We start from the raw sequence: 19501 nt of genomic DNA on the forward strand, positions 1-19501 counted from the left end.
TTTTCCCGCTGCTGCGCGATAAATCGCGCCGCTACGAACTTCTCCCCCTGACAGAGTGATAGCGTTATGAGCATCTTTAAAAAAATCTCCGTAAATGGCTGGCAGCCGCAGCAGTTGACCATCAGGGATGTAAAATTTGCCACCTGGATTGCTTTTTTTGCCTGGGTTTTTGCTGTTTATGATTTCATCCTGTTCGGCACGTTGCTGCCGGAAATCGGTGGCCATTTTGGCTGGAGCGAGGTCGAGCAGGCGGAAATCGCCACCTGGGTGGCCGTTGGCGGCGCGGTGATCGCGCTGGCGATTGGTCCGCTGGTGGATCGCCTCGGTCGTCGCATGGGGATTGTGGTGACCGTTGGCGGTGCGGCGCTCTGCTCGCTGCTGACGGCGGTGGGTGGTGCCTGGGGTAAAGGCGCACTGACTGCGATTCGCTCTGTCGCCGGGTTGGGCTATGCCGAGCAAACCGTCAACGCGACCTATCTCTCCGAGTTGTATACCGCGCTGGACGATCCAAAACTCAACAAACGCAAAGGGTTCGTTTATAGCCTGGTGCAGGGTGGCTGGCCGGTGGGGGCGCTTGTCGCTTCAGCCCTGACCGCGATTCTGATGCCCGTCATCGGTTGGCAAGGTAGTTTTATCTTCGCCGCGTTGCCGTCACTGGTGATTGCCGTACTGGCGCTGAAGCTGAAAGAAACCCCGCAATTCCAGGTACAGAAAAAAATCCAGCAGTTGCGTGCCGCAGGCCACGATAGCGATGCGCGTCAGGTGGCGGCGGATTATCAGGTTTCTTATGAAGAACAGCACAGTGCGGGTATGGCTGCGGCGTTTCGTGGCCCTTCACTGCGTGCCACCCTGGTGCTGGGCGGTGCGGTGCTGATCAACTGGTTTGCCATTCAGATTTTCAGCGTACTGGGTACCACCGTTATTACCAAAACCCACGAAGTCTCGTTTAACAATTCCCTGCTGATTCTGATCCTGTCCAACCTCGTCGGTTACTGTGGCTATCTGGTACATGGCTGGCTTGGTGATCGCTTCGGCCGTCGCAACACCATCGCAGTAGGCTGGATGCTGGGCGGTGTCTCCTTTGCTGCCATGCTTTACTGCCCGGACAACTTCGCCACTATCGTCGCTCTCTACAGCATTGGCCTGTTTTTCCTGATCGGTCCTTACGCGGCGGCGCTGTTCTTTATCAGTGAAAGCTTCCCGACCGCCATCCGCGCCACCGCCGGAGCGTTGATTGGTGCGATGGGGCCGGTCGGCGCGATTATCGCTGGCGTCGGCACCACCAGCGTACTGAGCAGCGGCGGCCACTGGCAGGATGCTGCGCTGTGGTTCGGTGCTGTTCCGTGCTTCATCTCCGGCATCATCATGTTCTTCGCGCGGACTACCGCGCATCAGCGTGCAGGCTCACGCGCCGCTGTGACCTCAGTTTAAGGAATAACCATGCAGGATTCTGTTTCAACTCAACCGGTCGCCGCGATCAGCGGCGCCGCCAGCGGGATTGGCCTGGCGCTGGCAACGCTGTATGCACAACGCGGGATTCGGGTGATCGCCGGTTACTATCCCGCCGATCCACACGATCCGGCCGTCGCTGCGGCGCAGGTGGAAGCTGCCGGAGGCGATGCTATCTGGCTACCGCTGGATGTCGCCGCGACCGCGTCGGTAGATGCCTTCATCGCGCAGGGGGTTGAGCATTTTGGCCGCCTCGATTATATGGTGGCGAATGCAGGTATTTTGCGCCGTGCGCCCATTGAAGAGATGAGTGATGCACGCTGGGACGACATGCTCAATGTCGATCTGACCGGTGTGATGCGCTGCTTCCGCGCCGCCACTCCCCATCTGCGCGCCGGAGCCAGCCTGGTAGCCGTTTCCTCCATTGCGGGGGGCGTCTACGGCTGGCAGGACCATGCCCACTACGCTGCCGCGAAAGCTGCGGTGCCAGGCATTTGCCGATCGCTGGCGGTGGAGCTGGCTCCACGCGGCGTACGTTGCAATGCCATCATTCCGGGATTGATTGAAACGCCCCAGTCGCTGGATAAGCAGAATTCACTGGGTCCGGAAGGGCTGGCAAAAGCTGCCGGTGCTATCCCGCTGGGGCGTGTGGGCCGCCCGGCAGAAATCGCCAAAGTGATCGCGTTTCTGACCAGTGAAGAGAGCAGCTATCTCACCGGGCAAAGCCTGATTGTGGATGGTGGGCTGACTGTGCGTTGGCCGGACTAAGGAGCCGTGATGCAACTGCAAAATAAACGCTGTGTGATTACCGGTGCCGCCAGCGGCATTGGTGCAGCCATTGCTGAGCTGTTTGCGCGCGAAGGTGCGCGGCTGGTACTGACCGATCGCGACAGCGACAAACTCGCGCTGAGGGTGGCGCACTGCCAGCAACTCGGTGCCGATTGCCATGGCGTGGTGGCGGATGTCGGTGAGATCGCCGGAGCCACCGCGGGCGTGGACGATTGTATTGCGCGCTTTGACGGTATTGACGTGCTGGTGAATAACGCCGGTATGCTGACCCAGGCACGTTGTACGGCGATCACGCTGGCAATGTGGGAAGAGATGATGGCTGTCGATTTGCGCAGCGTATTTTTAGCTACGCAGCGCGCGCTACCAGCGATGCTGGCCCAGCGCTGGGGGCGGGTGATCAATATCGCTTCGCAGCTGGGCATTAAAGGCGGCGCTGAATTGTGTCATTACGCCGCAGCTAAAGCGGGGGTGATCGGTTTTACTAAATCTCTGGCGCTGGAGGTTTCCGCCGATAACGTGCTGGTCAACGCCATCGCGCCTGGCCCGATTGAAACCCCGTTAATTGATGGCATCAATCAGGCGTGGAAACAGGCGAAGGCGGCAGAGCTGCCGCTGGGGCGTTTTGGCCGGGCGGAAGAGGTGGCACCGGTGGCCTTGCTGTTGGCAAGTGAGCCGGGCGGCAATTTGTTTGTCGGCCAGACGCTGGGACCGAATTCCGGCGATGTGATGCCGTAACGGAGGCAATAATGTGTGGAGTCTGCGGTCTGCTTGATAACGGGCCGCAGTGGAGCGATCCACTGCGGCAGGATCTGCCCGCCCGCCAGCTACGCCTGCAACAATTGGCGCTGCTCAATCGTGCGCTTAAACCCTGGCGGTTATCTCTGACGGAGTTTCACAACAGCTGGCTGCTGGCCAGCCCGACCGGTCAGCAAACGCTGGTGAACTCGCTGGATGTGTTGTGGAAAGAAGCGGAAAAGATGATGCGGCGGCCCATTGATCCACTCGATGAAAACTGGCTGGCGGCGCTGGAGGGCTGATGCAATACGAAGAGAAGTTACCCCTGCATGTACTGAGCGGTTTTCTCGGCAGTGGCAAAACCACGCTGCTGAAAGGCTGGCTGGCGCAGCAGAATCTGAATGATATTGCGCTGCTGGTGAATGAGTTTGGTGAGGTGGGCATTGATCATCATTTGCTGAATGAAGTTGCGCCCGATACGGTGCTGCTGCCCAGTGGCTGTGTCTGCTGCCAGATTCGCGGTGAACTCAAAACCGCGCTGCTCGATCTCTATGAACGTCGCGCGCGCGGGCAGCTCCCGCCGTTCAAACAGGTGATTCTGGAAACCACCGGGCTGGCCGATCCGTCACCGATTTTGTCAACGCTGCTGCATGATCGCCAGCTGCAACATCATTTCACCCAGGGGACACTGGTCACGCTGGTGGATGCGGAACACGCGACCCTGCAGGCTGATACCCAGCCCGAGTGGCTGGCTCAGGTCAGCGCGGCAGATAAGTTGTTGCTGAGTAAAGGTGACAGGGTAACGAAAGAGGCACGTACAGACATGCTGGCCTGGCTACGTCAGCTCAACCCACTGGCACAACTGAACGATACCGAAGAGGCACTGCGCGATCCGTTCAGCCTGTTTAGCCAGGCAGTCACCAGCGGGTCACGGCAGCAACGCTTCCGCTGGCTGGGTGCTTGTGCCAGTGACAACGTCACGTTAACCCCGGTTGCGCACAGCACTTCACATCCGGTTACGCAAACCTGCGTGATCACCCTGCACCAGACGATAAACTGGCCAGCGTTTGCTATCTGGCTGTCAATGCTATTACATTGCCATGGCCGTACGGTGTTGCGCATGAAAGGCATTTTACGCGTGAGCGACAGCAGCGCGCCCATTGTGATTCATGGCGTGCAGCATACGCTGCATCCGCCGGTGCATCTGGCTGATTGGCCCGGTGAACTGGAGAGTTCAAAACTGGTATTTATTTTGCGTGGTCTGGAGGCCGATCGTCTGCAACAGGCGTTCAGTCGCACCCTGCGGGCCTTTGAGGAGCCATAACGGTATGAATTCTGCGGCAGTGGTCAATGACCAGCTGACCTTACGCGTGCTCGGAACCTCCGTCACGTTGCTGGAGATGCTGCGCGTGCGCGCGGAACAGGATCTCGGCATTAAAATCGAATATATGTTGCGTAGCGTGGAAGATGCGCAGCGAATCGCCGTCATGCATCCCGAAAGTTACGATCTCTACGATCAATGGTTCCACAATATCGATTTCGTCTGGCCAGCACATGCCATCCAGCCGCTGGAGATTAAACGGCTGACGTACTGGGACGAAGTCAATGCGCTGGCCAAGACCGGCACCCTGCAAAATGATGGCGTACTGGCAGATGGCAGCGTGCCATCACAGCGTTTGTATGTGCAGCGTGAGTTGCATCTCGGCAGCCAGCCGAGCGACCGTATCAGTATGCTGCCGCTGACGCATAACGCCGATAGCTTTGCTTATCACGTCGATCGTCTGCCCACCGCATTGCGCGAAGAGGAAGAGAGCTGGAGCTGGTTATTGCATCCGGCACTTACCGGCCAGGTGGCGTTGCAGGAAGATGCCGCCATGGGTGGGCTGGATGCCGCGCTGGCGATGCAGGGGGCTGGACTGGCGCGTTTCGCCAACACCGGCAATCTGACACTGGAAGAAATTGATACCCTCGCCCAGGAACTGACGCGTCTGAATCGCCAGGGCCATTTTGCAGCGTTCTGGGCCAGCCAGGAGCAGGCGTGCGATTTAATTGAGAACCGCCAGGTGGAAGTACAAAGCCTGTGGGCACCGATCTACTTTCGTCATCATTTCCATCAGCGTGGCTATAAAATGGCGCATCCGCGCGAAGGCTATCGCGCCTGGTATGGCGGCATGTCTTTGTCTCGTTGCGCCACCGGCAGAATTAAAGATGCCGCTTACGCGTATCTTAACTGGTGGCAATCCGGCTGGCCGGGGGCGGTGATGGCGCGTCAGGGGTATTACATCTCCAATCCACAGCGCAGCAAGGCGCATCTCTCTGCGGCCGAGTGGGATTTCTGGTATGGCGGTAAGCCCGCCGCAGAAATGTTGTATGACGCCTGGGGTGCTCCGCTGATTCCGCAGGGAGAAAGCCGCGATGGCGGCAGTTATGAACAGCGGATGAGCCATATCGCCGTGTGGAACTCGGTGATGGATGAGCATAATTATCTGACGCGTCGCTGGCAGGATTTTTTGCGTTCGTAATTTCTGGCGACTGGCACATTTCCAGATAATGCAGCATTTCGATGCTGCATTGATTTTTTCAGTCCCTTTTTGTATTTATATAACCACAAAGTGATGTAAAATCCTGGTTTGTCATTATATAGATACAAACGGAGTGCCTATGCTGCCGGGTATGAAAGCGATTGGATCGCAATGTCGGGAACGACGTAAAGCTAAAGGGTGGACACAACAGGATGTGGCCGCGCGGGCGGGTATCCAGCGTACCGTGGTGTCCAAAATCGAGAATGGAGCCTATACCGGTTCGCTAAAAGCCCTGACTCTCTACCTGACCGCCATCGATTTGACGCTGACGGTGCAGGCAGCAGGCTTACCCCAGCTGGAAGATCTGGGAGCGTTATTTGATGACGACTAATTTGCAACAGCTGTCCCGACCGATTCGCCAGATTGAAGTGTATAACGGTGGTGAATACAGTGGTCGGTTACTGTTTGAACACGGTAGCTACAACTTCACGTATTCCTCTGCCTCCAGTCGGTGCGTCTCGCTGACCATGCAGCCCGATCACCGCATCAGCTATAACGCCAGCCGCCTGTTTACTATCTTTGAGATGAATATCCCTGAAGGGTATGTGCGTTATCACATCGCCGAGCGGTTGCGTCGTTATGTCGGTAACATCTCCGATATGTTATTTCTTGCGTTACAGCAGGATACGGGAATCGGCGCGCTTTCTTATGTCAGCGATATCGATTTGCCACGACCCGCACCAGAGAAGCTGGAAGATTTGCTGCATTGGGATCACAAGGAAAGTGCCTTTCAATATCTGCTGAATAAGTATTTGCTGCAAACCACCATTTCCGGCGTGCAACCCAAGGTGATGATCAGTACCGAAAACCGCGGAACCTTGCTCTATCCCAATCTGATCGCCAAAACCGGTGATGAGGAATTTCCTCGGCTGGCAGAAAACGAGTTTATCTGTATGTCGCTGGCAAAAGCCTGCGGCTTACCGGTTGCCAATTTTTGGCTTTCCGACAATAAAGAGCTTTTTATCATGGAACGCTTTGATATTGCCGGTGATAAGCGGCTGGCTATGGAGGATTTTTGCGTCCTGTCAGGCAGGAACTCAGACCATAAATACACTGGCTCGTATGAGACCGGGGCAAAGATTGTCAGCCTGTTCACCCGCGATCAGTCACAGGTCGAACTTTACTGGCGCTATGTATTGTTTAGCTGCATGGTCGGGAATGGAGATGCTCACCTGAAAAACTTCGCGCTGGTTTATCGCGGCGAGGGTAACGCTTCGCCACATCTCTCGCCGTTATATGATGTCGTTAACACGCAGATTTATCCCACCAATGATAATGAGTTAGCGTTAAAGCTGAACAAGAGTAAACAATTCCCCGATCGTGACAGCCTGATTAAATTTGGTCGCGAACTTAAAATCATCAACCCGGCCAGCGTCCTGGAGGAATTTGCCGATGTGATCAGTGATCAGCTGAAAAATCAGCAGCTGTTTGCAGACTTTCCAGCATTGCGCAGCGCCATCGGCCAGTCACTGACCCGTAGCGGGGCAACCAGCAATCTCTTTATGACCACTGATGTGAAAAGACCGAAAAAACGTAAAACCGATTCATTGTTGAAGTGACGATCAACAGCCAGTGCCAATGTAATCATATAATCACAATGTATTTTAAATCGTCAAAATGTGACTATATAGACACATGAAATCATAAACGAAAAGGGGCGGCCCGTAGGCCGCCGAAAACCCTCAATGGCAGTGAACATTGAGGAAGCAGTGGCAACGCAATGATGAAGATTTATCCTTTGACGCCTCCCGCCGTGAGACCGCTGACCAGCCAGCGCTGAGCCAGCAGGAACACCAGCGTAATCGGGATGGCAGAAAGCACCGCTGCTGCGGCAAAGTCACCCCACAGGTAGTTCTGTGGGTTGAGGTATTGCTGCATGCCGACCGCCAGCGTGTAGCTGTTAACATCGCGCAGCAGCAGCGAGGCAACCGGCACCTCGGTAACCGCCGCGATAAAGGCGAGGATAAAAACCACCGCCAGAATCGGCACGGACAGCGGTAATAACACCAGCCGGAAAGCCTGCCACGGCGTTGCACCGTCCAGTGCTGCCGCTTCCTCCAGCGAGCCGTCGATGGTCTCGAAATAGCCTTTAATGGTCCAGACATGCAGCGCAATGCCACCGAGGTAAGCAAAGATCACGCCGCCGTGGGTATTCAGACCAATAAACGGCAGATACTGACCCAACCGATCAAACAACGCGTACAGCGCGACCAGCGACAGCACTGCCGGGAACATCTGGAAAATCAGCATCGCTTTCAGCAGGCTGGCGCGTCCGGCAAAGCGCATGCGCGCAAACGCATAAGCGCAGGTGGTGGAGAGCGTCACGATGCCGAGCGCGCTGATTGCCGCAATTTTTATCGAGTTCCACAACCACAACAGCACCGGAAAGGGCGGTGGCGTCACGCTGCCATCCGCATGGGTAATGCTAAAACCGAGCGCCAGCCGCCAGTGTTCCCACGATACCTGATCCGGAATCAGGCTGCCGGTGGCGAAGTTACCGGCACGCAGTGAGATTGCCAGCACCATCATCAACGGGAAAAGTATCGCCGCGATAAAGATCAGCAGCAGCAGATGCGTCAGCAACAGGCGCAGCTTCTGCGATTTGGGTTGCACCATAGCCATAACGTCTCCTTAGTCGAATTTCATCCGCACAGCTTTCAGGTTGATCACCGCCAGCGCACCCACCAGCAGGAAGATCAGGGTGGCAATCGCCGCTGCCAGACCAAAGTCCTGACCGCCGCCGCCTTCAAAAGCGATGCGCCAGGTGTAATTCACCAGCAGGTCGGTGTAGCCCGCCGGGGTGGTGGTGCCAATCCGATCCGGGCCGCCATTGGTCAGCAGCTGTACCAGCACAAAGTTATTAAAATTAAAGGCAAAGCTGGCGATCATCAGTGGCATCAATGGCTTCAGCAGCAGCGGCAGGGTGATGAGAAAGAAGTTCTGCAATGGTCCGGCACCGTCCATCGCGGAGGCCTCATAAAGATCATCCGGGATCGCTTTCAGTAACCCCATGCACAAAATCATCATGTAGGGGTAGCCCAGCCAGGTGTTAACGATCACCAGCATCGATCGTGCCAGCAAAGGATCGCTGAACCATGCCGGTTGCAGGCCGAACAGCGCCTTGAGCATCACATTGATCTCGCCAAAGCTCTGGTTAAACAATCCTTTGAAGATCAGGATCGAGATAAACGCGGGCACCGCGTAGGGCAGAATCAACAGCACGCGATAGATGGCTTTGCCTTTCAGTGCCTCCCACTGCACCAGGCAAGCCAGCACCATGCCCACTGCCACCGTCAGGACTACCGTCAGTAGCGAAAAGATCAGCGTCCAGCCGAAGATCGCCAGAAACGGCTTCTGAATCCCGGCGTCAGTAAAGACACGGATAAAGTTTTTCCAGCCGGTATTCACCGTAAAGCCTGGACTGAGTTTTTCACTACCCCAGCTGCCATCGGCATTGCGGGTCTGATAAAAGCCACTGGTACCGTTTGCCCGGTAAAGCTCGCCACTTTGCTGATTTTTCAGTGACCCATCGTTATTCAACTGATAAAGCGGGCGGGTGCCGGAAAACTGGCGTAAAGAACTCATCACCAGCTGACGACCATCAGGCAGTTCGGCATGAATCTGGCTCAACGCCTGGCGGTTGGTGGTGATGATCCTGAGCGTCGCGCGTTCACCGCCAGGCGCAGGGGCGCTGGTCAGTTTAAGCGACTGCTCACCACCAAAGGAGAAGGGCGCTGAGACAAAAGTCTGCCCGCTCTCCCCATCGGTTAACACCAGTTGCCAGCGTGCACCCGCCGAAAACAGCGAGAAATTTAACCCCGCGCCATCCTGGTACTCTCGGCTGAGCAACACCTGCTGCGCCCGTTCCAGCGTCAGCTGATTGGTGCTGCTGTAGTTGGTGAAGGCAATGGCGACGGTACAGGCCAGCGGGAACAACACAAACAGCGCCATCCCGGCAATACCGGGGTACACATAGCGCCATGCATAGGCGCGGCGATTGGCATAAATCCAGATGCCGACCGCGCTGATAATCAACGTGACCAGCGCAAACAGGTACTCACCCTGGGCATACATCAGCACCAGAAGATAGCCGACCAGCAGACAGCAGATCCCGACGAGAAGGCTCTTCAGCACTGCGCTTTGCCATCCCGATTGCGGTTTTCCTGACATGATTCGGTTTTCCTTAACAGCCGTGACGAGCCGGATCATTCCGGCTCTGGTAGTGGGAATTACTTGGTCAGACGTGCTTTGGCGTCTTTTAACGCGGCGTCTACGGTCTGGCGACCGCTCAGGGCGTTGAGGGTCGCAGTACGCATGGCATACCAGAAGGCCGCCATTTGCGGGATGTTAGGCATAATGTCGCCGTTCTGGGCGTTGCTCATGGTGGCGGCGATACGCGGGTCTTTCTCCAGCTGTTGCTGGAAGGATTTGAGGGCGACGGCACCCAATGGCTTATCTTTATTCACCGCACCCAGACCGGCGTCGGTCAGCAGGTAGTTTTCCAGAAACTCCTTCGCCAGTTCTTTGTTCGGGCTGGCGGCGTTAATACCGGCGCTCAGTACGCCGACAAAAGCTTTCGACGGTTTGCCCTTCAGCGTTGGCAGCAGCGTGATGCCGTAATTGATGCCGCTTTTATCGATATTGCTCCACGCCCAGGGACCGTTAATGGTCATGGCGGTCTGGCCTTTATTAAATGCGGCTTCGGCAATGGAATAATCGGTATCGGCATTCAGGGTCTTGGCTTTCACCTGATCCACCAGGAACTGCATCCCGGCTTTGGCACCGGCATTATCCACCCCCACGTCCTTCACGTTGTAGTGACCATCAGCGTATTTAAAGGCATAGGCACCCCCTGCGGCCAGCAGCGGCCAGGTGAAGTAGGGTTCCTGCAAGTTGAACATGATGGCGCTTTTACCCTGCTTGCGCATTTTCTGGTCGAGTGCGGCGATCTCTTCCCAGGTTTTCGGCGGTTCTGGCAACAGGTCTTTGTTATAAATCAGCGACAGGGCCTCAACCGAGATCGGATAACCAATCAGCTTGCCGTTAAAGCGCACCGCGTCCCAGGTAAACGGAAAAATCTTCTCCTGGAAATTCTTGTCCGGGCTAATCTCCGCCAGCAGTCCTGATTCGGCATAACCACCAAAGCGATCGTGCGCCCAGAAGATGATGTCCGGACCATCGCCGGTTGCTGCCACCTGCGGATATTTCTCTTCCATCTTGTCGGGATGTTCGACGGTCACCTTAATGCCGGTTTCCTGTTCAAACTTTTTGCCGACTTCAGCCAGGCCGTTATAGCCTTTATCGCCGTTGATCCAGATGACCAGTTTTCCTTCTTCGATCTTCGCCATCGCCGAGGCCGAAAAGAGCACGGCGGTAAGGGCGGATAAGGCCAGAATTCGTGCACCGGTATTCATCGTCATAACTCCATCCTGTTAGCAGAAACGGTAATCTTGTCGTTTCATTCTGTTTGTCTCCGTTAACTTTTCATCCTCCTGTGCTCTACGCCTGCCTGCCGCTTGCTGTGATCTGCGTTGCAAAACAGGGCGGTTATCATGGTCTGGCGCACAAAACTGTCAGTTCCGGTTTGTCTTGCCGGTCACAAAAATCGTCTGCCTTCCGCTTCTGGACGGTTTGTCCACCTGACCTCCTCCTCCCAACTCCTCCCCCATAAATCAGCCCGTTGCGGAGGATGTTGCCTGCTACGCCGATGCCCATAGTGGTCGCCGGGGTCTGTCCGCCGTTTCGTGGACAAGGATTAGCACGTTGAGAGGAATAAGCATCATGGCGAGCGTCACGTTACGCAATGTCACCAAAGCCTGGGGTGATACCGAGGTATCGAAAGATATCAACCTGGAGATCGGCGAAGGGGAGTTTGTGGTGTTTGTCGGCCCATCAGGCTGTGGGAAATCCACGTTGCTGCGCATGATTGCCGGGCTGGAAACCATCACCCGTGGCGAATTGTGCATTGGCGATCAACGGATGAATGAAGTACCTCCCGCCGAACGCGGCGTTGGGATGGTGTTCCAGTCCTATGCGCTCTATCCCCATCTTTCCGTGGCGGAGAACATGTCTTTCGGCCTGAAACTGGCCGGAGTGAAAAAAGCGGAAATCGCGCAGCGAGTGAACCAGGTCGCGGAGGTGTTGCAATTGGCGCACCTGCTGGATCGCCGTCCGAAAGCGCTTTCCGGTGGGCAGCGGCAGCGCGTGGCGATTGGCCGTACGCTGGTGGCGGAACCGCGGGTGTTTTTGCTGGATGAACCGCTCTCCAACCTGGACGCGGCGTTACGTGTGCAGATGCGTATTGAGATTTCCCGTCTGCATAAGCGCCTGAAACGTACCATGATTTACGTCACGCACGACCAAATCGAAGCGATGACGCTGGCCGATAAGATCGTGGTGCTGGATGCCGGGCGCGTGGCGCAGGTAGGCAAGCCACTCGAACTTTATCACTATCCTGCTAACCGCTTTGTTGCCGGTTTTATCGGCTCCCCGAAGATGAATTTCCTGCCCGTCAAAGTGACCGCCACCGCCATTGAGCAGGTGCAAGTGCGTCTGCCTAACGATCAACTGGTGTGGCTGCCGGTGGACAGCGCAGGCGTGCAGGTGGGCAGCAACATGTCATTAGGCATCCGTCCCGAACATCTGATTTCCAGTGAGATCGCCGATGTCACCCTCGAAGGAGAGGTGCAGGTGGTCGAGCAACTGGGTTTTGAAACGCAAATTCACATCCAAATTCCCGCCATTCGTCAGAACCTGGTCTACCGCCAGGAGGACGTAGTGCTGGTAGAAGAGGGCGCCCTGATGGGCATTGGTCTGCCGCCTGAGCGTTGTCACCTGTTCCGTGAGGACGGGAGCGCTTGTCGCAGGTTGCATCAGGAGCCTGGTGTTTAGCCCCGTAAAAACAAGAAAAGCAATGACCTCAGGAGATAAAACATGTTAACTCTGCGCAAACTTCCCCTCGCGGTTGCCATCGCGGCGGGTACGCTTTCAGCCCCGTCTATGGCAGTCGATTTTACCGGCTATGCCCGTTCCGGCATCGGCTGGACCGGCAGTGGCGGCGAACAGCAATGTTTTCAGGCAACCGGTGCGCAAAGCAAATACCGTCTGGGAAACGAATGCGAAACCTATGCTGAACTGAAACTGGGCCAGGAAGTGTGGAAGGAGGGCGATAAAAGCTTCTACTTCGATACGAACGTGGCTTACTCGGTTTCTCAGCAGAACGACTGGGAAGCGACTTCCCCGGCTTTTCGTGAAGCCAACGTCAAAGGTAAAAACCTGATTGATGCCCTGCCAGGCGCCACCATGTGGGCAGGTAAACGCTTCTATCAGCGCCATGACGTGCATATGATCGACTTCTACTACTGGGATATCTCGGGACCTGGTGCCGGTTTGGAAGATGTGGACCTCGGTTTCGGTAAACTTTCTTTCGCGGCGACCCGTTCATCTGAATCAGGCGGTTCTTACGCCTTCTCCAGCGATCAGACTCGTGATTACGCCACTGCCACCGCCAACGATGTATTCGATGTGCGTCTTGCTGGCCTGCAAACCAACCCGAACGGGGTGCTGGAACTGGGTGTCGATTACGGTCGTGCCAACGAACGTGATGGTTACCATCTGGAAAACGGTGCATCCAGAGATGGCTGGATGTTCACCGCCGAACACACGCAGAGTATGCTGAAAGGCTACAACAAGTTTGTACTGCAATATGCCACTGATGCCATGACTTCACAGGGCAAAGGCGTTCCGCAAGGCACCAGCATCAATAACAACGGCAACATGTACCGCATCCTTGACCACGGAGCGATCTCGCTGGCAGATGACTGGGACCTGATGTACGTCGCCATGTATCAGAATATCGACCTCGACAATGATCGTGGTACCGAGTGGTACACCGTTGGTGTGCGCCCGATGTACAAATGGACGCCGATTATGAGCACCCTGCTGGAAGTCGGCTACGACAACGTCAAATCTCAGCAGGCGAAAGAGCGCAACGGCCAGTACAAAATCACCCTTGCTCAGCAATGGCAGGCTGGCGACAGCATCTGGTCACGCCCGGCGCTGCGTCTGTTCGCCACTTACGCCAAATGGGATGAGAAATGGGGCTACACCAAAGATTCCTCCGGTGACCTGACCTCCTTTGCCTCTGCTGATAGCACCGGTAACGGCATCTTAACCAACAGTCGTGGTAACAACGACGAGTGGACGTTTGGTGCACAGATGGAGATCTGGTGGTAAGCCGATCCTGCATCACCTCTGAATAATGTCTCTTCGGCAGCGGCGGCCATTGCCTGGTTTACGCCGCTGCCTGACACCCCGTTAAGGTCAATACCATGAAAATGACAAAAACATTTACCGCACTTTGCCTAGGTGCTGCGCTGCTGGTGGGTAGCACCGTGCCAGCACAGGCTGAAATCACCCTGGTGCCGCAGGATATCTCGGCGGCTCCCACTTTCCCGGCAGGCAGTCTGCAACAATTGAGCTGGACGCCGCTGGATGCCTCCCGCAACCAGATCACCCGCCTGACTGACACCCATCCACAGTTAACGGCTCCCGGCGTAACCGGAGCGATTGCAGCCTACAGTCTGCCTGCCAGTATTGGTGAACTGACGGTGACGTTAAGCAGCGAAGTGAAGAATAACCAGGTGTTTGCGCCAAACGTTTTGGTGCTGGATGAAAACCTGCGTCCCGCGGCCTGGTTTCCGAGCCAGTTTTTTACTTATCAGGAGCCGGGCGTAATGACCCCCGATCGACTGGAAGGGGTGATGAAACTGACGCCGGTGCCAGGACAGCAGAAGATCTATTTGCTGGTGTTCACCACCGAAAAAGATCTGACGCAAACCACCACGCTACTGGATCCGGCCAAGGCTTATGCCAAAGGCACCAGCAACGCTATTCCGGATATCCCGGATCCTGTTGCCCAACATAGCCGTGAGGGCGAGCTGAAAGTGAAGGTGAAAACCAATGCAGGATCGTCGATTCTTGTCGGGCCGCTGTTTGGATCCTCTGGCTCTGCTCCGGTGACGATTGGCAGCACCCAACCCGCCGCACCGGCTCCGGTCGTCGCCGCGCCACAGCCAACGGTAAAACATGAACCGATCATGGATGATACCGAGAGTTACTTTAACCAGCGCATCCAGCAGGCAGTGAAACAGGGCAATATCGATAAGGCACTTAAGCTGCTTGATGAGGCCGAACGTCTGGGATCAACCACCGCACGGCCCACTTTTATCAGCAGTGTTAAAGGCAAGGGGTGATGCAACCCCGGCAATGCTGAGTTGCCCCACCTGGTGCGCTACGGCGCACCTTTTTTATGTCTGGGATTTTCCAGCACCGTTCACGGCATTGCGCAATAAATTGCGCCGCTACTGAACCTCGCACCGGGTCGTAGCGGCGCGATTTATCGCGCGAGGTCATGCAGTTAACGTCGTTGGTCAATATCTGCCAGCAGGGCGTTGATATGCGGATCGCTGAATAACGCTTCCAGTGTGACGCGCAGCTTGCGCCGCCAGTTGGGGTATTGATCGGTGGTGCCCGGAACATTCACCGGGGAAGCCATATCCAGCCAGTCTTCCGGCTGTAACCCCAGCAGCGCGCTATTGCTATCAGCGAGAAAACGATGCATCGCCTGGTTTAACGTTTTACTCATCGTGACAGGATGTTTGCCTGCTGGCAGATAGCCAGCCTGTTGCAGGGTACGCAGCAAGGCCTGTTTCGCTGCCAGGCGGTCCTGATGCAAACCAGCCAGAATCACTTTGTCGGGATACAGCCCCAGTTGGCTGCCAGACGTCAGATCGTCACTTTGCCACCAGCCGCGCAACGTAGGCATATCATGCGTGGTGGCGACTGCCATCGCCTGACGCATCCATTGCTGCGGCGGGCGGAACGCATTCTTTGACGTTTGCTCGAAAAACAGCACCTTGTAAGAATAAACCCCGGCGTCGCGCAATTTCCCGACAATGGCGGCGGGCACCGTTCCCAGATCCTCTCCGATCACCATGCAACGATGGCGCTGGCTTTCCAGTGCGAGGATCGCCAGCAGATCATCGATAGGGTACTGGACATAGGCACCCTGCGCCGCGCTACCATCCTGTGGGATCCACCACAGACGCAACAGCGCCATCACATGGTCAATACGCAATGCCCCGCAGTGATGCATATTAGCCCGCAGCAGGGCGATCCACGGCTCATAGGCACGTTCCTGCATGACCTGCGGGTCCATCGGCGGCAATCCCCAGTTCTGACCCAGCGGACCGAGTATGTCCGGAGGCGCGCCGACGCTGGCCTGCAAACAATACAGCTCACGGTCGCTCCAGGTTTCTGCGCCGCCCTGAGCCACTCCCACCGCCAGATCCCGATACAGCCCTATTGGCATCTGTTGCTGCTGGCAAAGTTGCCAGCATGCGGCAAACTGGCTCTCAGCCAGCCATTGCAGCCAGAGGTAAAAGTGTACCTCGTTGCTGTGTTCGATGGTGAAGGCACGTACTGCTGCATTGTCGGGATGCTGATATGCCTCAGGCCATTGTTGCCAGCCATAGTGAGTGCCATCCTGCGCCATTTGCTCAGCATGCAACGCATCATAGACACCCTGATGCCACAGGCTTTCTCCTCCGGCTGTGACAAATGCCTCGAAGGCTTTCACGTCAGGATCGGTTACCGTACGTTGCCGGAACTGTCGCCATGCCAGACGCAAAGCCGTCAGTTTCAATGTGGTGACGGCACGATAGTCAACCCATGCTGCCGCGCGTGCCAATTGTAATGCCTGCTGTGTCTGGTCTGAATGCCACCAGACTTGTGCTTCCCGGCTTTGAATAAAATCCGGCACCGAGGGGACATCGATATAGATAATGTTGAGCCAGCGACGTGAAGAAGGGCTGTAAGGACTGGCACTTTCTGGTATGGCCGGAAACAGGGCATGCAGCGGATTCAGCCCAATAAAAGACCCGCCGCGCTCGCCGACCTCGCGCAACATCTTCTTGAGGTCGCCAAAATCGCCAATGCCCCAGTTACTTTTAGACTTCAGGGTATAAAGCTGTACACAGCAGCCCCACAGCGATTCACCATTGAGCAACGCCTCAGGTTCATAGCAACGTGACGGTGTCACGATAATCGGGCAACACCAGCTGGCTTCTCCCACGTTTAAACGCAACTGGTGATAGCCTTCTGGCAAAGATGGCAGCAGCAAGGGCTGATTGGTGGCACATTGCCCGGTCCATAGCTGCCCATTCTCACTTTGTAATTGCCACTGTGCTGGGGTGTCGCAGCCGGGAGATAACAGTAGCGGCTCGCCGTGACGAAATATCTTCACTGGCGGCAGGGGCGACAATGTGAGGGAAAGCGGTTTGAGTACCGCCAGCAAACGCTGGCGGGTCAGGCTGGAGATGGTTTGTGACTGGCCGTGGGCATCGATGTAATCCAGGGCGATAAGGTTTTGCGGTTTCATAGCGTTCCTCAGCGTGCCGCCTGCCAGATACGTTGCTGGTAGTCGCGGATGGAACGATCGGAACTGAACATGCCACAGCGCGCCGTATTGAGGATCGCAGCGCGGGTCCAGGCTTCCTCGTCGGCCCACAGCGCCTCCACCTGTTCCTGCGCTTTCAGGTAGTGGCGAAAGTCTGCCAGTACCAGATAAGGGTCGCCGCCCTGCGGGCCGAGGCTGTGCAGCAGATCGTCAAACGCGTGTGTATCGCCATCGCTAAAGGTGCCGTCTTCCAGCGCAGTCAACACTTTGTCGAGCTGCGGATCTTTTTTGCGCCAGACCGCAGGCGCGTAGCCTTCGGTTTTCAACGCGTTGACCTGCTCAACCGTGTGACCAAAGATAAAGATATTTTCGCTGCCAACCTGTTGCGCAATTTCCACGTTCGCGCCGTCGAGCGTGCCAATGGTCAGCGCACCGTTCAGTGCCAGTTTCATATTGCCGGTGCCGGACGCTTCTTTCCCGGCGGTAGATATTTGCTCCGACAGATCCGCTGCCGGAATCAGCCGTTCAGCCACCGAAATGTTGTAGTCAGGAATGAAGACCACCTTGAGACGGTCTCCCACCCGTGGGTCGTTATTGACGGTATGCGCTACTTTGTTGATGGCATAGATGATGTTCTTCGCCAGCACATAACCGGGTGCAGCTTTGGCGGCAAACAGCACCACGCGCGGAGTGAGATTGGCCTGCGGATCGCTCACCAGGGTTTGCCACAGGGCAATGATGTGCAGCAAGGTCAGATGCTGCCGTTTATATTCGTGCAGGCGTTTGATCTGCACATCAAACATCGCCTCCGGGTTGATGACGATGCCGGTGCGTTCGCCGATCCAGCGCGTCAATTGGGTTTTATTACGTTGTTTGATGGCGCGGTAGCGGGCGCGGAATTCTGCATTATCGGCAAACGGGGCTAAATCCTGCAACGCATCAAGATGGTTGATCCACGGCTGGCGCAGGGTAGCGCTGATAAGCGTCGCCAGCGCCGGGTTGCATTGGTTAATCCAGCGGCGCGGCGTTACGCCGTTGGTGACGTTATGGAACTTCTCTGGCCACAGCATGTGATATTCAGGGAAGAGATCGTCCACCACCAGCTGTGAATGCATGGCGGCGACACCATTCACCGCAAAGCCTCCGACCACGCACAAATTCGCCATGCGTAACTGGTTGCTGTGCACCAGTGCCAGTTTTGCCCACACCGCTTCATCATCCGGCCAGCGGGCGGTAACCTGTTTTTTCAACTGTGCATTCAGGGTGTTGATGATCATCATATGACGGGGCAGCAGGGCGCGGACCATACGCACATCCCAACGCTCCAGCGCCTCCGGCATCAGCGTATGATTGGTGTAGGCAAAGGTGCGGTGGGTGATGTCCCATGCCTGGTCCCAGCTCAACTGATGTTCGTCCAGCAGCAGACGCATCAGCTCGGGAATTGCCAGCGTTGGGTGGGTATCATTGAGCTGAATCACTTCGTAATCAGGCAGCGTGGCGATAGCGCGTCCGGCCTGATGATGACGGCGCAGAATATCCGCGACCGAGCAGGCGCACTGGAAATATTGCTGCATCAGACGCAGCTTTTTACCCGCTTGATGGTTGTCATTGGGGTAGAGCACCTTCGTCAGCTTCTCCGCTGTGATGCCCTGCTGTTCGGCGCGTAAAAAATCACCGTCGTTAAAGCGTTGAAGATCAAAGGGTTCAGCATGTTTTGCCTGCCACAATCGCAGCGGCTGGGTCACCCCGTTTTGGTAGCCGACCACGGGCAGGTCCCAGGCTTCACCCTGCAAACAAAAAGCCGGTTCCCAGCGCGGCACACCGTTTTCGCTGATGACTTTTCCTCCGATCGCTACCGACACCGTCAGCGCCGCGTTATGGTTAAACCACGGATAGCTGTCACGCTGCCAGTCATCCGGTTGTTCATGTTGTCTGCCATCGACAAAGCGCTGGCGGAACAAGCCGTACTGATAATTCAGGCCATAACCGGTGGCGGGCTGCCCGACGGTTGCCATTGAATCGAGGAAGCATGCCGCCAGACGTCCCAGCCCGCCATTGCCCAGCGCCGGATCGGTTTCACACTCCAGCACCGTGCTGAGCGAGATATCCCATTGTTTCAACGCGTCATTAACCGCGTCATACCAGCCCAGATTGAGCAAATTGTTACCGGTCAGCCGACCAATCAAAAACTCCATGGAGATGTAGTTAACGTGACGCTGTTGTGTGCTGACGGGCTGGGCTGGCAGGTTCGCCAGCATATCAGCCAGCGCACCACTCAGGGCTTGCCACCATTGTTGCTGCGTCATGTCGCGTGCATCGCGCAGGCCAAAACGTTGCCATTGCCGTGTCAGGGCGTGAGTAAAACGAGCGTGATCAAATTGCTGTGTCATACCGGGTTTGTCCTGTAAGTCGCCAGAGAAAATATGCGAGCCAGTTTGCCTGTGCGACCTGGTGTGCTCCTCCTCCTGTGGCAAATTCACCAGGGAGG

The 19501-nt window shown here is 56.2% G+C and carries 16 protein-coding genes; 11 read left to right on the forward strand and 5 right to left on the reverse strand.

The genetic code is table 11. The features are described from left to right. The first annotated feature begins 66 nt into the window (after window positions 1-66). The 8 genes from AC6I8X_RS21225 to AC6I8X_RS21260 all read left to right on the forward strand — a co-directional run bounded on the left by AC6I8X_RS21225 (window position 67) and on the right by AC6I8X_RS21260 (window position 7114). Window positions 67-1431, forward strand: a complete 1365-nt coding sequence (locus tag AC6I8X_RS21225) for an MFS transporter (RefSeq protein WP_497841375.1) — start codon at window positions 67-69, stop codon at window positions 1429-1431. A 9-nt stretch (window positions 1432-1440) separates the two neighbouring features. After that, a complete protein-coding gene (locus AC6I8X_RS21230; RefSeq protein ID WP_313687997.1) occupies window positions 1441-2217 on the forward strand; it encodes an SDR family NAD(P)-dependent oxidoreductase in 777 nt (258 codons plus the stop codon). A 6-nt stretch (window positions 2218-2223) separates the two neighbouring features. After that, window positions 2224-2973, forward strand: a complete 750-nt coding sequence (locus AC6I8X_RS21235) for an SDR family NAD(P)-dependent oxidoreductase (RefSeq protein WP_497841376.1) — start codon at window positions 2224-2226, stop codon at window positions 2971-2973. An 11-nt stretch (window positions 2974-2984) separates the two neighbouring features. Then, window positions 2985-3275 carry a hypothetical protein gene (locus tag AC6I8X_RS21240; RefSeq protein ID WP_299451075.1) on the forward strand — a complete coding sequence of 97 codons (291 nt, stop codon included), beginning with the start codon at window positions 2985-2987 and terminating at the stop codon, window positions 3273-3275. Further along, the gene (locus tag AC6I8X_RS21245) at window positions 3275-4297 is read left to right on the forward strand and encodes a CobW family GTP-binding protein (protein ID WP_313687993.1); all 1023 of its coding nucleotides are present in this window, start codon (window positions 3275-3277) and stop codon (window positions 4295-4297) included. The genes AC6I8X_RS21240 and AC6I8X_RS21245 overlap by 1 nt, the downstream gene beginning before the upstream one ends. Window positions 4298-4301: 4 nt before the next feature. Further along, window positions 4302-5495 carry an ABC transporter substrate-binding protein gene (locus AC6I8X_RS21250; RefSeq protein ID WP_497841377.1) on the forward strand — a complete coding sequence of 398 codons (1194 nt, stop codon included), beginning with the start codon at window positions 4302-4304 and terminating at the stop codon, window positions 5493-5495. 139 nt (window positions 5496-5634) lie between these two features. Then, complete coding sequence (locus tag AC6I8X_RS21255) at window positions 5635-5886, forward strand: helix-turn-helix domain-containing protein (protein ID WP_497841378.1); 252 nt, start codon at window positions 5635-5637, stop codon at window positions 5884-5886. Beyond that, on the forward strand, window positions 5876-7114 hold the full coding sequence (locus AC6I8X_RS21260; RefSeq protein ID WP_313689695.1) for a type II toxin-antitoxin system HipA family toxin: 1239 nt from the start codon (window positions 5876-5878) through the stop codon (window positions 7112-7114). Before AC6I8X_RS21255 ends, AC6I8X_RS21260 begins: the two co-directional genes overlap by 11 nt. A gap of 172 nt (window positions 7115-7286) precedes the next feature. Here the strand turns inward: AC6I8X_RS21260 and malG are convergent, their stop codons facing one another. The 3 genes from malG to malE are packed head-to-tail and all read right to left on the reverse strand — an operon-like array spanning window position 7287 to window position 10975. Then, window positions 7287-8177 (reverse strand): maltose ABC transporter permease MalG, encoded by an 891-nt coding sequence (malG, locus tag AC6I8X_RS21265; protein WP_299449936.1) that lies wholly within the window; start codon window positions 8175-8177, stop codon window positions 7287-7289. Window positions 8178-8186: 9 nt separating this feature from the next. Beyond that, window positions 8187-9725, reverse strand: a complete 1539-nt coding sequence (malF, locus tag AC6I8X_RS21270) for a maltose ABC transporter permease MalF (protein ID WP_497841379.1) — start codon at window positions 9723-9725, stop codon at window positions 8187-8189. A 59-nt stretch (window positions 9726-9784) separates the two neighbouring features. Continuing rightward, window positions 9785-10975 carry a maltose/maltodextrin ABC transporter substrate-binding protein MalE gene (gene malE / locus AC6I8X_RS21275; RefSeq protein ID WP_313689686.1) on the reverse strand — a complete coding sequence of 397 codons (1191 nt, stop codon included), beginning with the start codon at window positions 10973-10975 and terminating at the stop codon, window positions 9785-9787. A 361-nt stretch (window positions 10976-11336) separates the two neighbouring features. On the opposite strand from malE, the gene malK reads away from it, so the two are divergent. From malK to malM, 3 genes are all read left to right on the forward strand, one after another. Next, the gene (gene malK / locus AC6I8X_RS21280) at window positions 11337-12446 is read left to right on the forward strand and encodes a maltose/maltodextrin ABC transporter ATP-binding protein MalK (protein WP_313689104.1); all 1110 of its coding nucleotides are present in this window, start codon (window positions 11337-11339) and stop codon (window positions 12444-12446) included. Window positions 12447-12488: 42 nt separating this feature from the next. Further along, entirely contained in the window at window positions 12489-13790 is a 1302-nt protein-coding gene (locus AC6I8X_RS21285) for a maltoporin (protein ID WP_313689106.1), read from the forward strand. Window positions 13791-13885: 95 nt separating this feature from the next. Next, window positions 13886-14809 (forward strand): maltose operon protein MalM, encoded by a 924-nt coding sequence (malM, locus tag AC6I8X_RS21290; RefSeq protein ID WP_497841380.1) that lies wholly within the window; start codon window positions 13886-13888, stop codon window positions 14807-14809. A 164-nt stretch (window positions 14810-14973) separates the two neighbouring features. Here the strand turns inward: malM and malQ are convergent, their stop codons facing one another. Continuing rightward, window positions 14974-16995: a 4-alpha-glucanotransferase gene (malQ, locus tag AC6I8X_RS21295; protein WP_497841381.1), complete on the reverse strand. Its 2022-nt coding sequence runs from the start codon at window positions 16993-16995 to the stop codon at window positions 14974-14976. Between the two features lie 8 nt (window positions 16996-17003). Continuing rightward, window positions 17004-19403, reverse strand: coding sequence for a maltodextrin phosphorylase (gene malP, locus AC6I8X_RS21300; RefSeq protein WP_497841382.1), 2400 nt, complete (start codon window positions 19401-19403; stop codon window positions 17004-17006). Window positions 19404-19501: the final 98 nt, after the last annotated feature.

The organism is Pantoea sp. X-Soil-TKNS-1280, from assembly GCF_059730475.1.